Origin of the sequence: Saccharopolyspora indica (assembly GCF_027853965.1) — a bacterium.
In the GTDB taxonomy this organism is placed as follows: Bacteria; Actinomycetota; Actinomycetes; order Mycobacteriales; family Pseudonocardiaceae; genus Saccharopolyspora; species Saccharopolyspora indica.
Genome location: NZ_JAQGLB010000002.1, coordinates 527,449 through 547,213, shown reverse-complemented (window position 1 = coordinate 547,213; position 19,765 = coordinate 527,449). Strand labels below are relative to the sequence as shown.

Here is a 19,765-nt window from a genome sequence, read left to right as displayed (position 1 = left end):
GCATCGCCCCAGCTCACCCGGCTGCCGGGCGATCCCGCCACCGGTCCGGCCGCATCGCCGATCACGCCCGGTGGCCGAAGATCAGGCGCGCGCGAGCGCGTGCAGGCGGGTCGCGATGTCGCGCAGCGGCGGCCGGACGGCCGCGACGCGCTCCAGTTCGGCCATCGCGTCGGCCGCCCGCGGGTTGTTGTCCAGCACCGAGCCGGGCACCAGATCGCTGAGCACCGCCTGACCCTGGATCCGCTCGACGGCGAACCCGCCTGCGGTCAGCACCCGCTCCAGGCCTTCGGCGTCGAACCGCCGCTGGAGGGTGTCCGAGGCCGGGTCGAGCCGGCCGTCGGCGTCCTGGATCAGCTGCAGGGCGTCGGAGACCCGGCCGGCCAGCGCCCGCCCGATGACCGCGGCGTAGCGGTTGGCGACCAGCACCGACAGCGCGCCGCCGGGAGCCGTTGCCGCGGCCAGCGCCGCGATCGCGGCCTCGACGTCGTCGACGACCTCCAGCACGCCGTGCGCGAGCACCAGGTCCGCGCCGCCCTCCGGGGCCAGCGCCGCCAGCGCGTCGGTGTCGCCCTGCAGCGGGGTGATCCGGTCGGCCACCCCGGCGTCGACCGCGCGCCGCTGCAGCGTGGCCAGCGCGTTCGGGCTGGGGTCGACGACCGTCACCGCGCAGCCCTCGGAGGCCAGCGGCACCGCCCACACCCCGCTGCCGCCACCGACGTCGAGGACGCGCGGCGATTCCCCGCCACGTCGGCGCCGGACGTCGGCGAGTTCGGCTTCCAGCACCTGGTGGACGGCGTCGGATCTCATGGCAAGCAGCGTAATGGCCGGTCGCGGGCATCTCGCGGCGGCGTGGCGATCGCCTCAGCGCGTCGCGCGAGCGCTTCGGCGGATCGCGGGCGAAAACCCGGTCGCAGCATCCGGTCTGCTTCGATCGGAGCAATGCCGGGGGTTCCGGCACACGAACCTCGGCCGCAACGGAACCCAGTTTCAGGGACGAGTTCTGAGATGGTGTCGGGTTCCGTAGGCTACGTGCGTGCAGACCGTGGCAGTGCTGAGTCTCAAGGGCGGCGTGGGGAAGACGACCGTGGTGCTCGGTCTCGCCTCGGCCGCCATGCGTCGCGGCGTTCGGACGCTGGTCGTCGACCTCGATCCGCAGTGCAACGCGACCTCGTGCCTGGAACCGGAGGAGACCACCAAGGGGCTCAGCGACGTGCTCGCCGATCCTCGTCCGGAGGTGCTCCGGGAAGCCGTGAGCGGCAGCTCGTGGGGCGAGGAGGTCGACGTCCTGGTCGGCTCCGAGGACGCCGAGAGCCACAACGGCCACCACGACGAGGAGCACCTCGCCCGGCTGACCACCGCACTGTCCGAACTGGACGGTCTGATCGAGGACGGCGAGCTGCCCTACCAGCTGGTCCTGCTGGACTGCCCGCCCTCGCTCGGCAGGCTGACCCGTTCGGCGCTGGTCGCCGCCGATCGCGCGCTGCTGGTGACCGAACCCACGATCTTCGCGGTGTCCGGCGTGCAGCGGGCTTTCGAAGCCGTGCAGGCCGAGCGCAAGTCCACCAACCCGAAGCTCCAGCCGCTCGGCGTGATCGTGAACCGGGTGCGCCCGCGGTCCCACGAGCACCAGTTCCGCATCGACGAGCTGCGGGACATCTTCGGCCCGCTGGTGCTGCCCGTCGCGCTGCCGGACCGCCTGGCGGTGCAGCAGGCCCAAGGCGCGTGCATGCCGATCCACCAGTGGGGAACCCCGGGTGCGCGAGAAGTGGCGCTCGCCTTCAACCTCGTGCTCGCCCGAACCCTCCGCGCAGGCCGCCAGCGCCACACGGACGAGGACGAGCTGGAGGAGGACGAGTGAGCCTCCTGCGTCGCGGTCCTGAGACCCGCTCAACCGCACCTCAGGGGAACGTGGCGCAACCCAGCCCCAAGAGACCACGAAACGCGAGATCAACCTCCGAACGCGACCACCGCTGTGGATCGCGGAGAGGCGGAACTGAGAGGCGGGACCGGTGAGCACTGCGACATTCACTGCTTTCGCACTGGTCGCCTTGATCGGTGTCGTGACGCCCGGCCTGGACACCATGCTGATCCTCCGGCACTCGCTGCTGGGCGGGCGCCGGGCCGGGGTGGCGACGTTCCTCGGGATCAACCTGGGCTGCCTGATCTGGGGCACCGCCAGCATCGCCGGGCTGACCGCGCTGCTCACCGCGTCCCAGCTGGCCTACGACATCGTGCGCATCGCGGGTGCGGCCTACCTGCTGTGGCTGGGCGGTTCGGCGCTGTGGAAGTCGTTGCCGCGCAACCAGGTCGAGCAGCCCGAGGAGCTGCCGACCACGTCGGCCGGGCTGACGAGCTGGGCGGCGCTGCGGTCCGGGATGACCACGAACCTGCTCAACCCCAAGGTCGGCGTCTTCTACATCAGCCTGCTGCCGCAGTTCCTGCCCGCGGGTCCGGCGGCGTTCGCCTGGGGCCCGCTGCTGGTGGCCACGCACATCTCGATCGGCCTGCTCTGGTCGACCGCGCTGGTGTGGGTCGCGGGCCGCGCCCGAGCGCTGTTCCAGCGCCGCCGGGTCCGCGCCTGGCTGGACCGCATCACCGCGACGGTCCTGGTCGGCCTCGGCCTCAAAATGGCCGTCCAGGGCTGAATTCCGCCCGGACACCGGCCGTCAGGCCTCCTGGGGCCTGTCGCGCAGGTCGGCGATGTGGCGCAGCACCGGGTAGACCAGCACGATGCCCACCGAGCCCCACACCATGCCGGTCACCCGGAGCTCGCCGAGGTGCAGGGTCAGGTCGCCGACGCCGGCGATCACCGCGGTGCCCAGCACCACCAGGTTCACCGGGTCGGCGAAGTCGGCCCTCGCGTCCAGCCAGATCCGCACGCCCACCATGGCCAGCATCCCGAACAGCACCAGCGTCGCGCCGCCGAGCACGCCCATCGGGATGGTGTTGATCAGGGCCGCGAGCTTCGGCGAGAAGGAGAGCACGATGGCGGCGATCGCCGCGACCATGCAGGCCGCCGTGGAGTACACCCGCGTCGCGGCCATCACCCCGACGTTCGCCGCGTAGCTGCTCAGCGACGAACCGCCCGCCGCACCGGACAGCGTGGTCGCCAGCCCGCCGCTGATCAGCGCGTCGCCCACGTGCGGGTCGAGGTCCCGGCCGCTCATCGCCGCCACCGCCTTGAGGTGCGCCACGTGCTCCGCGACCAGCACGATCACCAGCGGCAGCACGAACGGCATCACCGCGATGTGCACCTGCGGCGCGATGAGCTGCGGCAGCCCGATCCACGGCGCGTCGGACAGCTCCGCGATGCGCTCCGGCACCAGGTGCCCGGCCAGCGCCGCGTAGCTCCAGCCGACCAGCACGCCGATCAGCACCGCGGCCCGCGCCGCCATGCCCCGGCTGATCACGATCAGCAGCACGACCGTGCCGAGGGTCAGCGCGGCGGGCACCCGCTGCTGGTCGAACGACGACATCGATTGCGGGGCGAGGCTCAGGCCGATCATCAGGATGATCGCGCCGGTCACCACCGGCGGCATCGCCGACTCCAGCAGCCGCACGCCCAGCGCCTTGACCGCGACGCCGACGCTGAACACCACGATGCCGACCACCACGATGCCGCCGAGCAGCGCGGCGGGGCTGGCGCCTGCTTCCTTGGCCGCGGCGTTCAGCGGGACCACGAAGGCCACCGAGGCGCCCAGGTAGCTGGGCACCCGGTTGCGGGTCAGCAGCAGGAAGAGCAGGGTCCCGAGGCCGGACAGCAGCAGGGTCGTGCCGACCGGGAACCCGGTGAGCAGCGGGACCAGGGTGGTGGTGCCGAACATCGCCAGCAGGTGCTGCACGCCGAAGCCGATGGTCAGCGGCCAGCTCAGCCGCTCCTCGGAGGCCACCACCGCATCGCGCACCGGGCGTCGACCGTTGCCGTGCACGGTCCACAACGCCACGTCGCCTCCCCCGAGCCACCCGATCAGGCGGATCTCATGTCACGGCCTGTGATGATGAGGGAAGATTACTATTTCGCATCGCACAATCAAGACATGCACCAGCAGAATCACCACTACCAGCAGTGATGGCGTGTCGCAGCGGGCGCTTTCCACCCCGAACGGCTACCGGCGTCCCTCGGGACCGAACAGCTCGCGCAACCCGTCCGCCAATCCGGCCAGCCGATCGGTCGCGTCCTGCAACAGGTGCTTCTGCTCGGAGGCCCCGCTGGCCGCGACCGCGCGTCCCGCAGCGGCCACCAGCGCGCCGTACCCGTCGACGCCCTCGTCCAGCTCGGCCCGGAGCCGCTCGACGTCCGAGCGCAACGCGGCCTTCTCCCCCGCGGGCGCGTGCGGGATCGCCGCTTCCACGGCGATCAACCGCTGCGCACCACGCCGCAGCTCAGCTGCCGCGCTGTCCGCCGTGCCGCGCGCGTCCACCGCGGCGCTGCCCGCACCGGCCGATGTCAACTGCGCCAGTGCGCCGTGCAGGCTCTGCTCCGCATCGCGCAGCCGCTGCATCGGTTCCCGCGCGGCCGAACCGTGCGCCGGGAGCGAAACCGGCTCCGGCGGCGCTTCGGGAAGCGGTGTCCGCTTGAGCCGCCGGTACCTCATCCCGGCGCCGACGGCGGTGGCCCCGCCGAGCACGGCGAGGCCACCGAGTCCGAACGTCGTCACGTCCTGCAGGAAGAGGCCGGCCGAACCGCCCCACTCCCACAGCGCGGGAACGTACGCAGAGGTCGCTGCCCCGGCACCGAGCACACCGGCGGACGCGGCGCTGCCCGTCGCGGTCCGCCTCGCCCGGTTCCGCTGCCGGATCGCCCGCGCGCGCGGATCCCGCCACTTGGCGATCGTCCGGCGCACCGCGGCCATGCCGGGACCGCGCAGCTGTTCGAATGCGGCTTCGCCCAGCTGCGCCAGCTCCTGCTTGCGGGACGACTTCACCCTGCGCTCGCTCAGGCCTGTCCGGCCTGCGGGTTCTGCTGCTGCTGGGGGTTGGTAGCGGGCTCGGCCGGGCTCTGCGCGCCACCGATCTGCTGCTGCTGACCGCCCGTGACCTGCTGCTGCCCGGTACCCATCGAGGCGCGCAGCTGCGCGAGCCTGCTGGCACCGGCGGCGTCGATGGAGGCCTGCTCGACCTCCAGCATCCGGCCCTGCACGCTGTTCTGCGCCAGCTCCGCCTGCCCCAGGGCAGTGGTGTAGCGCTGCTCGATCTTGTCCCGCACCTCGTCCAGGGACGGCGTGTTGCCCGGCGCGGCGACCTCGGTCATCTGGCGCATCGAGGCCGAGACCTGCTCCTGCATCTTCGCCTGCTCCAGCTGGCTGAGCAGCTTGGTGCGCTCGGCGATCTTCTGCTGCAGGACCTGGGCGTTGCGCTCGACGGCCTTCTTGGCCTGCTCGGCGGCACCCAGCGACTGGTCGTGCAGCGTCTTGATGTCCTCGACGCCCTGCTCCGCGGTGACCAGCTGGCTGGCCAGCTGGGTGGCGGTCTCCTCGTACTTCTGCGCGCTCGCCTCGTCACCGTTGGCCCGCGCCTGGTCCGCCATCACCAGCGCCTGCCGGGCCGACGCCTGCAGCTTCTCGACCTCGCCGAGCTGGCGGTTGAGCTTCATCTCCAGCTGGCGCTGGTTGCCGATCACCGAGGCGGCCTGCTGGGAAAGCGCCTGATGCTGCCGCTGGGCTTCCTCGATGGCCTGCTGGATCTGCACCTTCGGGTCGGCGTGCTCGTCGACCTTCGACGAGAACGCCGCCATGAAGTACTTCCACGCCTTCACGAACGGATTGGCCATCTCCTCCGCCTGCCTTCTTCTGCTGCTGCTCGGCTGCCCCACCGCCGACACAACGCACCAGGCGTGTCGGCTGGTTCCATCGTGTCAGGTAGTCGGGTCCGCTTCCACCAAACACGGTAGATCTCCGGGATCGCCCGGAGTCACGCCTAAGATCGAACCAGCCCGCCCCCGGGGGCCGCGCACCGGGTACCGGAAAAACGGTCGTGAGTGCCGAAACGGGCGGAACCCGCTCCGGCACCCACGACCTGACATCTGATTTTGTACGCCCAGCGCCTGCCACCGCGCCGGACGAGCCTGGGAACAGGTCCCTACGCTGCTACGACGACTCCGCCCGGCTTGCGCACCGGGGCGCTGATGCGCTGGCTGAGCACCGGCTGCAGGCGCTCCGCGCAGGCGCGCGCGTCCGCATCCGCCAGCTGCTGCTGGGCCAGCTCGGTCTCGGTCAGCTCGGCGCCGATCAGACCGGGCACCATCTCGGCGGCCCGGTCGACGCCGGAGGGCACCAGCATCGTCTCGTCCAGGTCACCGGCCACGGTCACCAGCAGCTCCGGCAACGGCAGGTCGAGGGCGTCGCAGATCGAGGCGAGCAGCTCGCTGGACGCCTCCTTGCGGCCCCGTTCCACCTCGGAGAGATATCCGAGGCTCACCCGGGCAGCGCGCGAAACGTCCCGCAAGGTCCGAGACTGTGCGGTCCGGGCGCGGCGCAGTCGGTCACCGACCGCCTCCCGCAACAATACGGTCATCGCGCGCCTCCCTTCCTTCGTCGCCTACCGCGTGCACCACGCGTGAACGCTCCCTACGTTACTCATCCCACGGCCCGAACGAGAACGATCGTGGACAAGTCCGCCGAGGGCGAACGTCCGGCGCCCGATCGATCCGGTCCGGCAGGACGCCGCGTTCCGCCTGCGCACGACATCCTCCTGGATCAACGCAGCAGATCCGCGAAGTGTTCCAGCGCCACCCGAACGGCCGCAGCCCGCACGCCGTGCCGATCACCCGGCAGGCGCACCGAGTGCACCGCCGCGCCGCCCGGCCCGGCGAACCCGAGGTGCACGGTGCCGGGTGCCACGCCGTCCTGCGGATCCGGCCCAGCCACGCCGGTCAGCCCGATGCCCCAGTCCGCCCGGCACTTGATGCGCGCACCGTCGGCGAGCATCTCCGCGACCCGCGGGTGCACCGCGCCGCACTCGGCGAGCAGCTCGGCGTCGACGCCGGCCAGCTCGGCCTTGAGATCGGTGGCGTAGACGACGAGCCCGCCGCGCACCACGTCGCTGGCACCGGGCACGTCGGTCAGCGCGGCGGCCACCAGCCCGGCGGTCAGCGATTCCGCGGTGGCGACCGTCTCGCCGCGCGTGCGCAGGGTGTCGAGCAGCTCCGCCACCTGCGAGAACGGCAGGCCGACCGGTTCCAGGATCATGCGTCGGCCTTGGCCCGCCCAGCGGCGCGCAGCCGGATCGCCCGGATCACGTAGTCGAGCCCGGTGCCGACGGTGACCAGCACCGCCGCGCCCATCAGGATCCAGCGCGGCAGATCGGCCCAGGCCCCGAAGGGCATCAGGTAGAGGCCGATGGCCAGCGCCTGCAGCAGCGTCTTGACCTTCCCGCCGTAGCTGGCCGCGATCACGCCGTGCCGGATGACCCAGAAGCGCAGCAGCGTGATGGCCAGCTCGCGGCCGATGATCACCCAGGTGACCCACCAGCCGAGGTCGCCGAGCATGCTGAGGCCGATCAGCGCGGCACCGGTGAGCGCCTTGTCCGCGATCGGGTCGGCGATCTTGCCGAAGTCGGTGACCAGGCCGCGGCGGCGCGCCAGGTCACCGTCGATGCGGTCGGTGATCGAGGCGACCGCGAACACGCCGGTGGCGATCCAGCGCCACAGGTCGTCGTGCCCGCCGTCCCAGAACAGGGCGACCAGGAACACCGGCACCAGCGCGAGCCGGGACACGGTCAGGATGTTGGCGATGTTGACCACGGGTACCGGCTCGGGCCCCACCGCCTGCGGGTTGGATGCCGCGCCATCGGCCGTCATGGTTGCTCCCCGGACCGGTCCTCCGCGGGCGCGCCGCCGACCGGGCGCACGACGAGGTCCACGCCCTCGCTGTCCACCACCCGGCACCGCAGCACATCACCCACGCCGACCTCTCCAGCATCTTCGACGAGGCACTCGCCGTCCACCTCCGGCCCCTGATGGTCGGCACGCCCGACGACCTCGCCGTCGTCGATGCGCTCGACCAGGACCCGCACCTCGCTGCCGACGCGGTCCTCGGCGCGCTGCGCGATCAGCTCGTCGACCAGGTCGGAGAGCTTCTCGACGCGCTCGTCGACGACCTCGGGGTCGAGCTTGTCGGTGAACCCGGCGGCCTCGGTGCCGTCCTCGTCGGAGTAGCCGAACACGCCGACGGCGTCCAGCCGGGCGCGGGTGAGGAAGTCCTGCAGCTCGGCGAAGTCCTCCTCGGTCTCGCCGGGGAACCCGACGATGAAGTTGCTGCGGATGCCCGCCTCCGGCGCCAGCTCGCGGATCTGCTCGATCAGCGCCAGGAAGGACTCGGTGGAGCCGAACCGGCGCATCCGCCGCAGCACCGACTCGCTGGAGTGCTGGAAGGACAGGTCGAAGTAGGGCGCGACGCCGGGCGTGCTCGCGATGGTGCGAACCAGGCCGGGCCGGGTCTCGGCGGGCTGCAGGTAGGAGACGCGGACCCGCTCGACGCCCTCGACCTCGGCCAGCCGCGGCAGCAGCAGCTCCAGCGCGCGCGGGTCGGCGAGGTCCTTGCCGTAGGAGGTGGAGTTCTCGCTGACCAGGAACAGCTCCTTGGCGCCGTGCTCGGCCAGCCACACCGCCTCGCCCAGCACCTCCTCGGGCTGCCGGGACAGGAACGAGCCGCGGAAGGACGGGATCGCGCAGAACGAGCAGCGCCGGTCGCAGCCGGAGGCCAGCTTCAGCGCGGCCACGGGCGAGTCGTCGAGCCGGCGGCGCGCCACCGAGCGCGCTGCGGGCACCCAGCCGTGGCCGGGCACCGCGACCTCGGCGGCCGCGGCGGGCCGGGCGACCGGGGAGATCGGCAGCATCTTGCGGCGGTCCTGCGGCTGGTGGGCCTGGATGGCCTTGCCCGCGAGGACGTCGTCGAGGCGGTCGGCGAGCTGGCCGTAGTGGTCGAAGCCGAGGACCGCGTCGGCCTCCGGCAGGTGCTCGGCGAGCTCGTTGCCGTAGCGCTCGGCCATGCAGCCGACGGCGACGACCTTCGCGCCGGTGTCGGAGGCGGCGAGCAGCGTGTCGACGGAGTCCTTCTTGGCCGATTCGACGAAGCCGCAGGTGTTCACGACCACCACGTCGGCGGCGTCCTCCGCCTCGACCAGGTCCCAGCCGCGGCTGTGCAGGTTCCCGGCGAGCTCTTCGGAGTCGACTTCATTGCGGGCGCAACCGAGCGTGACCATGGCGACTCGGCGGTGATTCTGCTCGGTTGACATGCGTCGAGCCTAACGTCCAGGTGTTGCGGCCCTGCCTGAACCCGGCACTCGGCACCGCCCGGCGTCACCCGGGGTGGCGAGCGGTGGTGGTCGAGATTACCACCCGGGACGCTCGACTTATGGTTAGGCTTACCTAACGTGAACGCTCCGGTAGAGATCCGCCCGGCCCGAGTGCGCGACGTCCGCGGCATCAAGGCGCTGATCGACCACTACGCCGGGAAGGTGGTGCTCGGCAAGGACCTCGTCACGCTCTACGAGGACGTCCAGGAGTTCTGGGTCGCCGAAGCGGACGGCGCCCTCGTCGGCTGCGGCGCCCTGCACGTGCTGTGGGAGGACCTGGCCGAGATCCGCACCGTCGCGGTGGACCCGATGAGCAAGGGGCGCGGCGTCGGGCACGCGATCGTCGCCCGGCTGATCGCGACGGCCGCCGAACTCGGCCTGGCCCGGATCTTCGTGCTCACCTTCGAGACCGGCTTCTTCGGCAGGCACGGCTTCCTGCCGATCGCCGACACGCCGGTCCCGCCGGAGGTCTACCAGGAGATCCGGCGCTCGCCGGACGAGGGCGTGGCGCAGTTCCTCGACCTGGCCCACGTCAAGCCGAACACCCTCGGCAACACCCGGATGCTGCTGCGCCTCGGCGCGCGCTGAGCAATCCGGTGGCGCGCGGCGCTACCATGCCTTCATGAATGACTATGCGCCATCGGCGATAGCGATTCGGCGGGCGCGGATCGCCGACGTCCCGGCGATCAAGACGCTGGTCGACACCTACGCGGGCGAAGTGCTGCTGGCCAAGAACCTCGTCACGCTCTACGAGGACGTGCAGGAGTTCTGGGTCGCCGAGCTGACCGAGCCCGACCGCCCGGCCCGCGTGGTGGGCTGCGGCGCCCTGCACGTGCTCTGGGAGGACCTCGCCGAGATCCGCACCGTCGCGGTGGACCCGGCGACCAAGGGCACCGGCATCGGCCACCGCCTGGTGCGCCAGCTGGTGGAGCTGGCCCGCGAACTGGGCCTGGTCCGCCTGTTCGTGCTGACCTTCGAGACGGAGTTCTTCGGCAGGCACGGCTTCCGCGAGGTGGACGGCGCGCCCGTCACCCCGGAGGTCTACGAGGAGATGCGCCGCTCGGTCGACGCGGGAGTGGCGGAATTCCTCGACCTGGCCAACATCAAGCCCAACACCCTCGGCAACACCCGGATGCTCCTCACGCTGACCTGACCCCGGACTCCGCCGGAACCACCTTCTCCACGAGCTTCCACACCCCGCTGGACGGATTGCGGTGATGCTCGCTGCCGAAATCGCAGCGCCGCTTCGCCCGCGCCACGGCTTCGCGCACGCCGGATTCGAAGTCGGAGAAGTCCAGCCTCGTCTTGTCGTAGGTCGGCACGTGCCTGCGGAGGCGCTCGTCCACATCCGCCGGAGTCCGGAAGGCGGTCCCGCAGTCCTCGAAGTGGAGCAGCAGCCAGTACTCGAAGCACAGGTTCGACACGGCCAACTGCACGCCCTCCGCCTTGGCTGAGCGGACTGCGGGCTCGACATCGAACTCGTCGACGTCGACCACGCACCAGACTTCGTCGAACTCGTTGGGCTGCAGGCCCCGGACCTTGGCCGCCTTCCGCACCAGCGTTCGCGGGTCGACGCCATCCGTCACCACGGTCAACTTGGCTGAGCGGCCTCGGTAATTCCGGTTCAGCGCGCGCAGGTACTGGCTCTCCGTGCAATCCGCCCCGCACACCACGAGCAGGCTATCGGCCGAATCGAACTTCGGAGCCCCGCGCGTTCTTCTGTTCTCCCGCCTGGTGATACCGCGTCTAGTCACGCTCACCCCGGACGGCCATCACGAACTCGTCGTGGTCGACGAAGGGGACGGCACCGTAACTGCCCTGGAGGTAACGGCGCTCCGCGTTCTCTTCCTTGCGGGGCTTGAAGTCACTGAGCGCGTACAAGCTCGTGTCGCCGCGTTCTTCCTTGCTCACGAACCACACTTCGTCACGCTTGAGCACCTCGTCGCCGAGCATCGTGCCGAGCAGGCTCGTGTCATGAGTGGTGAAGATGAGCTGCGCACCGTTCGGATTGGTCCGCTCGTCGCGGAAGAGACCGACCAGCCTGGCCGTCAGCAGCGGGTGCAGACTGGAATCGATCTCATCGACGAGCAACACCGATCCCCTGTCCAACGCGCCTAGCGCAATGGGAATGAGCCGCAGCCACGACCTCGTTCCCTGTGACTCCTCCGCAACGTCAAAAGGCGCAGCGAGGTCACCGTGCACGGTCTTCACCCGATGGATCTTCCTGGGACCGGAGTCGCGAAGGAAATTCAGCCGGTCGCGGACCGAATTGCGGTATTCCTCATCGACGTCGTCCGCCATTTTGGCATCGATCTTCTGCAACTCCGCCTCGGCGCGTTCAACCGATCTCGACCACATCGGGTCTTCATCCTCCTCCACGAGGAGGTCGGTGATCCCCAGATCAGCGGCCCGGAGCAGGTCCACCACTCGCCTCTGGTTATTCGGATCCCGCACGATGAACCGGCCAAGCGCCTCAGTCCGAGGATTCGACAACCCCTCGGAGCTCGAGAAAATCAGGTCGCGGGTAATGAAGCGGTACGCGGGCATCGCGAATTCGAGGTTCAGCTGAACAGCGACGCTCAGCAGGAGCGCATTGCCCCTCGTCATCTGCCCGAGCACGCCCAGCTCACCCTTGGCATCCCGCAACGTGCTGCCGAACTTGACTTCACTCCCGGTCCGCTCGAAGACGATTCGCTTCCGTTTTTCCGGATACGAGTACAACCACTCCTCGCCGATCCGTTCATCGTCCATCGCGAAACCGTAGGTGTAGGCCACTCCGCCGGTCTTGAACTCCACGACGAAGACGGACGGGGTGCCGGCCGCCGCAGAGGCCAGTTTGAAGGGGGTCCGCGGAACACCTTCCAGCGCGTCCCAGCGCTGGAAGGACGATCGAACGGCCGACTGCATGAATGCCAAGCCGCTCAGCAGGTTCGACTTCCCCGAAGCGTTCGCCCCGTAGACGGCAGTCACCGGCAGCACGTAGCGGCTCTTGTCGAAGCGCGGCATCAACAGCAGCTCCTGCTCGGTCAGGAACGACCTGTGGTTGCCCAATCGGAAGCTTCGGAGCATGCAGACACCTCCCGTACAAACAGCTTCACGGCCTTCTGTGCAAGTAAACCGCACAAGACGGCTTGTGACTATGAAAAGAGAGCAGCTGGACCGAAGATCACCAGGAGAGGTGGACCGCGTCCGGCTCCGCACGTCCGCCCTTCCCGGATTCCTCCGCCCATCACCCCGCGTACCGGCTCCGGCACGGGCGGCGACGCACCCGCGCCATCAGCTAGACCCGAATGATTCTCACGTAACCTGATCACCGGGCGCGGCAGAACATCGTCGAAGGGATGCACGTGAAGCGGAGTTTGATCGGGTTGGCGGCCGTGGCCACGGTTCTGACGGGCTGTGCGTCGGCCGACGAGAGCGAGCACTCCTTCGCCGACGTCGCCGCGGTCCGCCAGGCGAACGACGGACCGGCGGGCTGGGTCCCGCCGTGGCTGCCCGAGAGCACCACCGACATCAAGGTGAAGTTCAACCTGGACACCAACGTCTCGATCATCACGGGCAAGCTCGGTGGCGCGCCGCTGCCGGAGCAGGCCTGCAAGCCCGCCGCGGAGACGGCCACGCCCAAGGTGACGGCCGACTGGTGGCCGAACCCGCTTCCCCAGTCGACCACCTACCACTGCGGGGACTTCTTCGCCGTCGCCGACGGCGACCAGGTCTACGCCTGGCAGGGCTGACGAGCGCCCAGCACGCCCCGGCGGCGCCGCCGAGCGGCTCAGGTTCCACCTTTCTCGTGCAGGTTGCTCAGGTTTCCCGCGAACATCACCCGCACCGGCTATAACACGGTGAGTGATCACTCCGGAACCGAGGAGCTCTGCCGTGGAACGATCTCCCGCTCGCCGTGGCTTGTTCACCACCGTCGTCGCCGCCGGGGCGCTGCTGCTCACCGCAGGTACCGCGCACGCCGACCTCAGCCCGGGCGAACTGCGCAGCACCACCGACCAGTACCTGTTCGAGCTCTCCATCGACGACTTCACCCGGACCAGGGCCGAGCAGCCGCACGCCGACCAGCTCGACTGGTCCTCCGACGGCTGCTCCATGTCGCCGGACGAGCCGCTGGGCTTCGAGTTCCGCACCAGCTGCGACCGGCACGACTTCGGCTACCGCAACTACAAGAAGCAGGAGCGGTTCAGCGAGCCGAACCGCAAGGAGATCGACGACAACTTCCGCGACGACATGTACACCGCCTGCGGTGACAACGTGGCGTGCAAGGGCACCGCGAACATCTACTACTTCGCGGTGCGGCAGTTCGGCGGCGTGAGCGGTTCCACCGCCGAAGCCGTCGAGCACGCGCAGATCCAGCAGCTGCCGTCCGCTAGCGGCGAGCCGCTGAGGTTCCAGGCGGTCAACGCCGCGGGCGAGCTCGTGCAGCTCACCGCGACCAGCTGACCCCGGGAGGGGCGCGCCGGGCCTGTGGCGCGCCCCTCCTCGATCTTCGGGTCCCACAACTCGTTCGCAGAGGTAATGTCGCTCCCCGACGAAGGGAGCCCGAATGGTCAAGCGGCAACTTCCGCGCTGGTCCGAGCTGCGTCCGCTCCTGCGGGTCAAGCCACCGCAGTTCAACCCCACCGAGCGCCGGCTGTCGGCCGCGCACTCCATCGCCGATCTGCGCACCATCGCCCGCCTGCGCACGCCGCGCGCCGTGTTCGACTACACCGACGGCGCCGCCGAGGCCGAGATCAGCCTGCGCCGCGCCCGCCGGGCGTTCCGCGATGTCGAGTTCCGCCCCTCGGTGCTGCGCGACGTGTCCGCTGTGGACACCTCCACGGAGATCCTCGGCAAGCCGTCGAAGCTGCCGTTCTCCTTCGCGCCCACCGGTTTCACGCGGATGATGAACCACGAGGGCGAACCGGCGGTGGCCCGCGTCGCCGAGCGCACCGGCATCCCGTACGCGCTGTCGACGATGGGAACCACCTCGGTGGAGGACCTGGCCGCCGCCGCGCCGGAGGCCCGCAAGTGGTTCCAGCTATACCTGTGGAAGGACCGCGAGGCCAGCCGCGAACTGGTCCAGCGCGCGCAGGACGCCGGCTACGAAGCGCTGATCCTCACCGTGGACACGCCCGTCGGCGGCGCGCGGCTGCGCGATGCCCACAACGGCCTGACCATCCCGCCGGAGCTCACGCTCAAGACCATCGTGGACGGTGCGATGCACCCGGCCTGGTGGTTCAACCTGCTCACCACCGAGCCGCTGACGTTCGCCTCCTTCCACCACTGGTCGGGCACCGTGCACGACCTGATCAACTCGATGTTCGACCCGTCGCTGAACTACGCCGACCTGGAGTGGCTGCGGGAGCTCTGGCAGGGCCCGCTGATCGTCAAGGGCATCCAGAACCCCGACGACGCCCGCCGCGTGGTCGAGCTGGGCGCGAACGGCGTGATCCTGTCCAACCACGGCGGACGCCAGCTGGACCGGGCGCCGACCATGCTGGAGCTGCTCCCGGCGGTGCGCGAAGCGGTCGGCGACCGGGCCGAGATCCTGCTGGACACCGGCATCACCAGCGGCGCGGACATCGTCGCGGCGATCGCGCTGGGCGCCGACTCGTGCCTCATCGGCCGCGCCTACCTCTACGGCCTGATGGCCGGCGGTGAACGAGGTGTGCAGAAGGCGGTGGACATCCTCGGCACCGAGATCGTCCGCACCCTCCAGCTCCTCGGCGTCCGCTCCATCGCGGACCTGGACCGCACGCACGCCGTCCTGCGCCGCTGAGCAACCCCGCCACCGGTTCTCGCGGCAGCGAGGCCGGTGGCGGGCTTCCGCCGCCGTTCAGCTCAACCGGTTGGCGCGTTCAGCCCCAATACCGGTGTACTCGCGCTTTTCGCGCGACGGGAGTGAACCCGCGCCTCCTCCGGACGTCCTACGGACGTTTCGATCACCGCCCGAGGAGGCATGGTTCAGTTGCACACAGTCGTGCGAGCGTTCAGCCCGGTGATGGCGCTGGGCGCCGTCCTGCTGCTCCCCGCCTGCGGCCAGGACGCCGGCGCACCGAGTTCGGACAACCCGGGGCAGCAGCCCTCGATCGCGACGAGCGCCCCATCACCGGGCACCGACGTCGAACCGGCAGCGGAGACCACCGCTGCGGAATCGCCCGACGCCTACGTGGTCAGCTTCGCCCAGGGCGGTGGCGGGACGCTGGTGCAGCGTCCCGGCGAGCTGGTCCTGTCCTCGATGGGCAAGGACGACGTGCGGCTCACGAACCTGACGTGGTCGAGCTGGGCGGAGGACGGCGCGGTCGCCACCGGCACCTACGTCCACAGCTACACGCCCCTCGGCGAGGGCGAGCCCGACACCAAGACCGACTCCGTCGACGGCGTGCAGCTCACGCTGAGCAGGGCGAGGCCCCACAACGGCAAGCTGCAGTACGGGTACTTCGAGCTCGTGACGCACCGGTACGAGCCGATCGAAGGCCCGCTCACCGTCAAGTGACGACCGGGCCTGCGCCCCTAACGGCCGGGGCGCGGGTCGATCGGGTGGATCTGCGGAGGTGCGGCCGTCGTGGCGCCGTCGACCGGGCCCGTGGCGTGGAAGGCCTCGCAGGGGCCGCCGATGTACTTCTCGAAGTCCGTGGTCACGTGGATGACGGACCGGCCGTCGCTGGTCGGCAGCAGCGTCGGGCTGAAGTTCCGGCACGCGCTGCCCTGGTTGTAGCTGATCTGCACCGGCGACGGGATCTCCCGCCAGCCGCGCGCCAGGTCGGACGGGTCGTCGTTGACCATCAGCGTGCGCCCGTTGCCCGGCGCCCAGCCGCCTTCGTCGCCCGCCAGCATCTGGTAGGCCAGCAGCAGCCGGCCGTTCGGGTTCGGGCCCGGCGCCCAGGCGATGGTCGGCGTGCCCAGCGGCTGGCCACCGGTCTCCGACAGGACCTCGGTGCCCAGGTCGTACGGATCGCCGAAGTCCCAGCCGTCCCGGGAGGTGCGCGTCCAGATCGTGCAGATGTGCACCGGGTCGTAGTTGCAGACCTCGTAGGCCATCACGTAGGTGCCGTCGGGCAGCTGCCGCACGCCCGCCATGCCGGGTCGCACGGTGAACTTGTCGTTCTTGATGGTCTCCCGCAGGTCCGTCCAGTTCCGGCCGTCGGCGGAGCGCATCTGGACCATCTTCTGGTCGTGCTTCGGATCGCCGTCGTCGGAGTAGAACACGACCAGGTCGCCCTGCTTCGAAACGGTGAACTCCGGTTCCCAGACGCCCGGCCCCACCGGTGCTTGCACGATGGTGGACAGGAAGCTCCAGGTGCGGCCGTGATCGTCGCTGCGCCACAAGCGGATGCTGCTGCGCCGCTCCTCCGGGTCGGCGCCGACGCCCGCGGTGCCCGCCCACAGCAGCGTTCCGGCGGGCATGTCGCCGACCTGCTGCGGCAGCTCGTACAGCGTCGAGCAGCACATGCCCTTCTCGTCCGCGCCTTCCGGGTCGCGGATCTCGCCGACGGGCTGGAACGTGGCTCCGTCGTCGGTGCTCTCGTAGACGACCGCGAATCCGGTCCGGTCGGCGTAGGTCGTCATGCTGACCAGCACCCGGCCGTTGGCGTCACCGGAGTTCTGCAACCGCACCAGCCTGGGATAGCTGCTGCCCCCGGTGCGCAACAGCTCCCCTCTGTCCACATCGGATGGACCGGCGTCCCCGGCGGCGACCGACTGGAATCCGGCCAGCAGCAGCACCGATAACGAAACCGACAGGACAGCGCGTAATTTCCGGACGAGCATGCGCGAACCTCACGAAATCGCGGCGGACAAATACCGTCAGCGCGCCGGAGAATATCTCAAACATCGTGAAATTCGGCCGGTTCGAGCATTCCGTTCAGCGCAATCCCGATTCGCAAACGGAGCAGTGCGAAGAGACCGGGAAAGCCGGTGGAAATGCCGGTGAAAACGGGAAGAACCGTGAGCGCTCCGGGGTGCTGCGGCGCCCCGAAGCGCTCACGGACTCACTCCTCGTCCGGGGACGGCCCGCCGCGGATCGAGTACAGCGCGTTCTCCAGCTCGTCGGGCTTGACCAGCACCTCGCGGGCCTTCGAGCCCTCCGACGGGCCGACCACGCCGCGCGACTCCAGCAGGTCCATCAGCCGGCCGGCCTTGGCGAACCCGACCCGCAGCTTGCGCTGCAGCATCGAGGTGGAGCCGAACTGGCTGGTCACCACGAGCTCGGCGGCCTGCAGCAGCACGTCGAGGTCGTCGCCGATGTCGGAGTCGACCTCCTTCTTCTCGCTCGCCTTGGCCGCGGTGACGCCGTCGGTGTACTCCGGCTCGGCCTGGTCCTTGGTGAACGAGACGATGCGGTGGATCTCGTCGTCGCCGACGAATGAGCCCTGCACCCGGGCCGGCCGCGACGCGCCCATCGGCAGGTACAGCGCGTCGCCCATGCCGATCAGCTTCTCCGCACCGGGCTGGTCCAGGATGACCCGCGAGTCGGTCAGCGACGAGGTCGCGAACGCCAGCCGGGACGGCACGTTGGTCTTGATCAGACCGGTCACCACGTCCACCGACGGCCGCTGGGTGGCCAGCACCAGGTGGATGCCCGCGGCGCGCGCCTTCTGCGTGATGCGCACGATGGCGTCCTCGACGTCGCGCGGCGCGGTCATCATCAGGTCGGCGAGCTCGTCGACGATGGCCAGGATGTACGGGTAGGGCTGGTACACCCGCTCGCTGCCCAGCGGCGCGGTGATCTCACCGGACTTGACCTTGCGGTTGAAGTCGTCGATGTGCCGCACCCGGTTGGCCTGCATGTCCTGGTAGCGCTGCTCCATCTCCTCCACCAGCCAGGCCAGCGCGGCGGCGGCCTTCTTCGGCTGGGTGATGATGGGCGTGATCAGGTGCGGGATGCCCTCGTAGGGCGTCAGCTCCACCATCTTCGGGTCGATCAGGATCATCCTGACCTCCTGCGGCGTCGCCCGCGCCAGCAGCGACACCAGCATGGAGTTGACGAAGCTGGACTTGCCGGAACCGGTGGAACCGGCCACCAGCAGGTGCGGCATCTTGGCCAGGTTCGCGGTGACCATGTGGCCCTCGATGTCCTTGCCCAGTCCCATCACCAGCGGGTGGCTGTCCTTGGTGGCCTGGCTGGAGCGCAGCACGTCGCCGAGGCGCACCATCTCCCGGTCGCTGTTGGGCACCTCGATGCCCACCGCGGACTTGCCCGGGATCGGCGCCAGCAGCCGCACGTTGTCGGTGGCCGCCGCGTAGGCGATGTTCTTGGTCAGCGCGGTGATCTTCTCGACCTTCACGCCGGGGCCGAGCTCGACCTCGTAGCGCGTGACGGTCGGGCCGCGGGTGAACCCGGTGACCTGGGCGTCGATGTTGAACTGCTCCAGCACCGCGGTGATCGCCTCGATCATCGCGTCGTTGGCGCGGCTGCGGTTCTTCGGCGGTTCGCCGTCGGTGAGCACGTCCAGCGGCGGCAGCTTGTAATCGCCCTCGACGCTGCGGCTGATCTGCGGCTTGTCGCTCTTCTTCGGCTTCTCCGGAGCGGGCTGGTTCGCCGGAACAGCGGCCGCCGCCTTCGGCTTGGGCGGCTTCGGCTCCTCCGGAACGTCCTCGATGGACAGCTGCGGGTCCTCGTCGGCCATCGCCGCCTGCCGCCGCCGCGACGGGCGGCGCAGCTTGACCTCGGTCGGCTCCGCGTCCTCCGCCTTCGAGCGCGACTTCTTCGGCTCGTCGGTCTCTTCCCCGGGCTCGCCGCCCCGCAGCCAATCACCGATGTCGCGCACCGAGGTGCCGGTGAGCACCAGCAGCCCGAACAGCCCGACCAGCACCAGCACCGGAACGGCGACCCACGGCGTGAGCCCGTACTCCAGCGGCCCGCCCGAGACGAAGCCGAGCGCACCACCGGCGTTGGGCCACTGCTCGGGTTCCAGCGGCGCGCCGGAGGCGATGTGGATGACGCCGAGCGTGGTGAGGATCAGCAGCATCGACCCGATCACCACCCGCGGCCGGGCCTCGGCGGTGCTCTCGGTGCGCATCAGCACGATCGCCACGCCCAGCAGCACGAGCGGCAGCACCACGGCGGCCGAGCCGATGATCGAGCGCAGCGCCAGGTCGAAGCCGTGGCCGACCGGCCCGCCCGCCTGCCACCAGACCCCGGCGGCCGCGATCACCGCGGTGGCCAGGAAGACCAGCGCCAGCCCGTCGCGCCGGTGCGCCGGATCGAGCTCGCGGGTCTTGCCCATCGCCCGCACCACGCTGCCGACGCCGCGGGCCACACCCCCACCGCGGGACTTCGCCGGGCGCTTCGCGGGCTGCCTGCGCGGCGTGTGCGTCGAACCGCGCGGTTTGGCCGTGCTCTTCCGTGCGGTCCCCGACTTCGCGCGGGGCTTGCCCTGGCCCGATCCGCCACTGCGGGACGCGGAGCCGCTACTCTTCGTGGCGCTCTTGCTGCGCGCCGAGCCACGTCCCCCGTTCGATGTCCGGCTCGCCATACCCCACA

The 19,765-nt window shown here is 70.2% G+C and carries 20 protein-coding genes; 8 read left to right on the top strand and 12 right to left on the bottom strand.

Annotation, left to right across the window (positions count from 1 at the left end; genetic code table 11):
* Nucleotides 1-81: 81 nt before the first annotated feature.
* Nucleotides 82-807 (bottom strand): class I SAM-dependent methyltransferase, encoded by a 726-nt coding sequence (locus tag OU416_RS06450; RefSeq protein ID WP_270925887.1) that lies wholly within the window; start codon nt 805-807, stop codon nt 82-84.
* A 226-nt stretch (nt 808-1,033) separates the two neighbouring features.
* Here OU416_RS06450 and OU416_RS06445 point away from each other — a divergent pair, with 226 nt between their 5' ends.
* The gene (locus OU416_RS06445; protein WP_270925886.1) at nt 1,034-1,858 is read left to right on the top strand and encodes a ParA family protein; all 825 of its coding nucleotides are present in this window, start codon (nt 1,034-1,036) and stop codon (nt 1,856-1,858) included.
* A 151-nt stretch (nt 1,859-2,009) separates the two neighbouring features.
* The gene (locus tag OU416_RS06440; RefSeq protein WP_270925885.1) at nt 2,010-2,645 is read left to right on the top strand and encodes a LysE family translocator; all 636 of its coding nucleotides are present in this window, start codon (nt 2,010-2,012) and stop codon (nt 2,643-2,645) included.
* Between the two features lie 21 nt (nt 2,646-2,666).
* Here the strand turns inward: OU416_RS06440 and OU416_RS06435 are convergent, their stop codons facing one another.
* From OU416_RS06435 to rimO, 7 genes are all read right to left on the bottom strand, one after another.
* Nucleotides 2,667-3,944 carry a uracil-xanthine permease family protein gene (locus tag OU416_RS06435; protein ID WP_270925884.1) on the bottom strand — a complete coding sequence of 426 codons (1,278 nt, stop codon included), beginning with the start codon at nt 3,942-3,944 and terminating at the stop codon, nt 2,667-2,669.
* A 162-nt stretch (nt 3,945-4,106) separates the two neighbouring features.
* On the bottom strand, nt 4,107-4,925 hold the full coding sequence (pspM, locus tag OU416_RS06430) for a phage shock envelope stress response protein PspM (RefSeq protein ID WP_270925883.1): 819 nt from the start codon (nt 4,923-4,925) through the stop codon (nt 4,107-4,109).
* Between the two features lie 11 nt (nt 4,926-4,936).
* The gene (locus OU416_RS06425) at nt 4,937-5,770 is read right to left on the bottom strand and encodes a PspA/IM30 family protein (RefSeq protein WP_270925882.1); all 834 of its coding nucleotides are present in this window, start codon (nt 5,768-5,770) and stop codon (nt 4,937-4,939) included.
* A 308-nt stretch (nt 5,771-6,078) separates the two neighbouring features.
* A complete protein-coding gene (locus OU416_RS06420) occupies nt 6,079-6,513 on the bottom strand; it encodes a helix-turn-helix domain-containing protein (RefSeq protein WP_270925881.1) in 435 nt (144 codons plus the stop codon).
* Nucleotides 6,514-6,695: 182 nt separating this feature from the next.
* Nucleotides 6,696-7,187 carry a CinA family protein gene (locus tag OU416_RS06415; RefSeq protein ID WP_270925880.1) on the bottom strand — a complete coding sequence of 164 codons (492 nt, stop codon included), beginning with the start codon at nt 7,185-7,187 and terminating at the stop codon, nt 6,696-6,698.
* Nucleotides 7,184-7,798 carry a CDP-diacylglycerol--glycerol-3-phosphate 3-phosphatidyltransferase gene (gene pgsA, locus OU416_RS06410; protein WP_270925879.1) on the bottom strand — a complete coding sequence of 205 codons (615 nt, stop codon included), beginning with the start codon at nt 7,796-7,798 and terminating at the stop codon, nt 7,184-7,186. The genes OU416_RS06415 and pgsA overlap by 4 nt, the downstream gene beginning before the upstream one ends.
* Nucleotides 7,795-9,234 (bottom strand): 30S ribosomal protein S12 methylthiotransferase RimO, encoded by a 1,440-nt coding sequence (gene rimO, locus OU416_RS06405; protein WP_270925878.1) that lies wholly within the window; start codon nt 9,232-9,234, stop codon nt 7,795-7,797. Before rimO ends, pgsA begins: the two co-directional genes overlap by 4 nt.
* A 138-nt stretch (nt 9,235-9,372) precedes the next feature.
* Between rimO and OU416_RS06400 the strand changes: the two genes are divergently transcribed.
* Together OU416_RS06400 and OU416_RS06395 are read left to right on the top strand one after the other, a co-directional pair.
* Nucleotides 9,373-9,882: an amino-acid N-acetyltransferase gene (locus OU416_RS06400; RefSeq protein ID WP_270925877.1), complete on the top strand. Its 510-nt coding sequence runs from the start codon at nt 9,373-9,375 to the stop codon at nt 9,880-9,882.
* A 34-nt stretch (nt 9,883-9,916) separates the two neighbouring features.
* Nucleotides 9,917-10,447, top strand: coding sequence for an amino-acid N-acetyltransferase (locus OU416_RS06395; protein ID WP_270925876.1), 531 nt, complete (start codon nt 9,917-9,919; stop codon nt 10,445-10,447).
* On the opposite strand, the gene OU416_RS06390 is transcribed toward OU416_RS06395, so the two are convergent.
* Complete coding sequence (locus OU416_RS06390; protein WP_270925875.1) at nt 10,434-10,964, bottom strand: RloB family protein; 531 nt, start codon at nt 10,962-10,964, stop codon at nt 10,434-10,436. The genes OU416_RS06395 and OU416_RS06390 overlap by 14 nt on opposite strands.
* A 76-nt stretch (nt 10,965-11,040) precedes the next feature.
* Complete coding sequence (locus tag OU416_RS06385) at nt 11,041-12,363, bottom strand: AAA family ATPase (RefSeq protein ID WP_270925874.1); 1,323 nt, start codon at nt 12,361-12,363, stop codon at nt 11,041-11,043.
* A gap of 308 nt (nt 12,364-12,671) precedes the next feature.
* Between OU416_RS06385 and OU416_RS06380 the strand changes: the two genes are divergently transcribed.
* The 4 genes from OU416_RS06380 (at nt 12,672) to OU416_RS06365 (ending at nt 15,775) form a co-directional block, all read left to right on the top strand.
* Nucleotides 12,672-13,028 (top strand): YbbD family protein, encoded by a 357-nt coding sequence (locus tag OU416_RS06380; protein ID WP_270925873.1) that lies wholly within the window; start codon nt 12,672-12,674, stop codon nt 13,026-13,028.
* Nucleotides 13,029-13,170: 142 nt separating this feature from the next.
* Nucleotides 13,171-13,740 carry a phospholipase gene (locus tag OU416_RS06375; RefSeq protein WP_270925872.1) on the top strand — a complete coding sequence of 190 codons (570 nt, stop codon included), beginning with the start codon at nt 13,171-13,173 and terminating at the stop codon, nt 13,738-13,740.
* Nucleotides 13,741-13,843: 103 nt separating this feature from the next.
* Nucleotides 13,844-15,058: an alpha-hydroxy acid oxidase gene (locus OU416_RS06370; protein WP_270925871.1), complete on the top strand. Its 1,215-nt coding sequence runs from the start codon at nt 13,844-13,846 to the stop codon at nt 15,056-15,058.
* Nucleotides 15,059-15,238: 180 nt separating this feature from the next.
* Complete coding sequence (locus OU416_RS06365) at nt 15,239-15,775, top strand: hypothetical protein (RefSeq protein WP_270925870.1); 537 nt, start codon at nt 15,239-15,241, stop codon at nt 15,773-15,775.
* A 17-nt stretch (nt 15,776-15,792) separates the two neighbouring features.
* On the opposite strand, the gene OU416_RS06360 is transcribed toward OU416_RS06365, so the two are convergent.
* Both OU416_RS06360 and OU416_RS06355 read right to left on the bottom strand, forming a co-directional pair.
* Entirely contained in the window at nt 15,793-17,049 is a 1,257-nt protein-coding gene (locus tag OU416_RS06360) for a sialidase family protein (protein WP_270925869.1), read from the bottom strand.
* A 221-nt stretch (nt 17,050-17,270) separates the two neighbouring features.
* Complete coding sequence (locus OU416_RS06355) at nt 17,271-19,757, bottom strand: DNA translocase FtsK (protein WP_270925868.1); 2,487 nt, start codon at nt 19,755-19,757, stop codon at nt 17,271-17,273.
* Between the last annotated feature and the right edge of the window lie 8 nt (nt 19,758-19,765).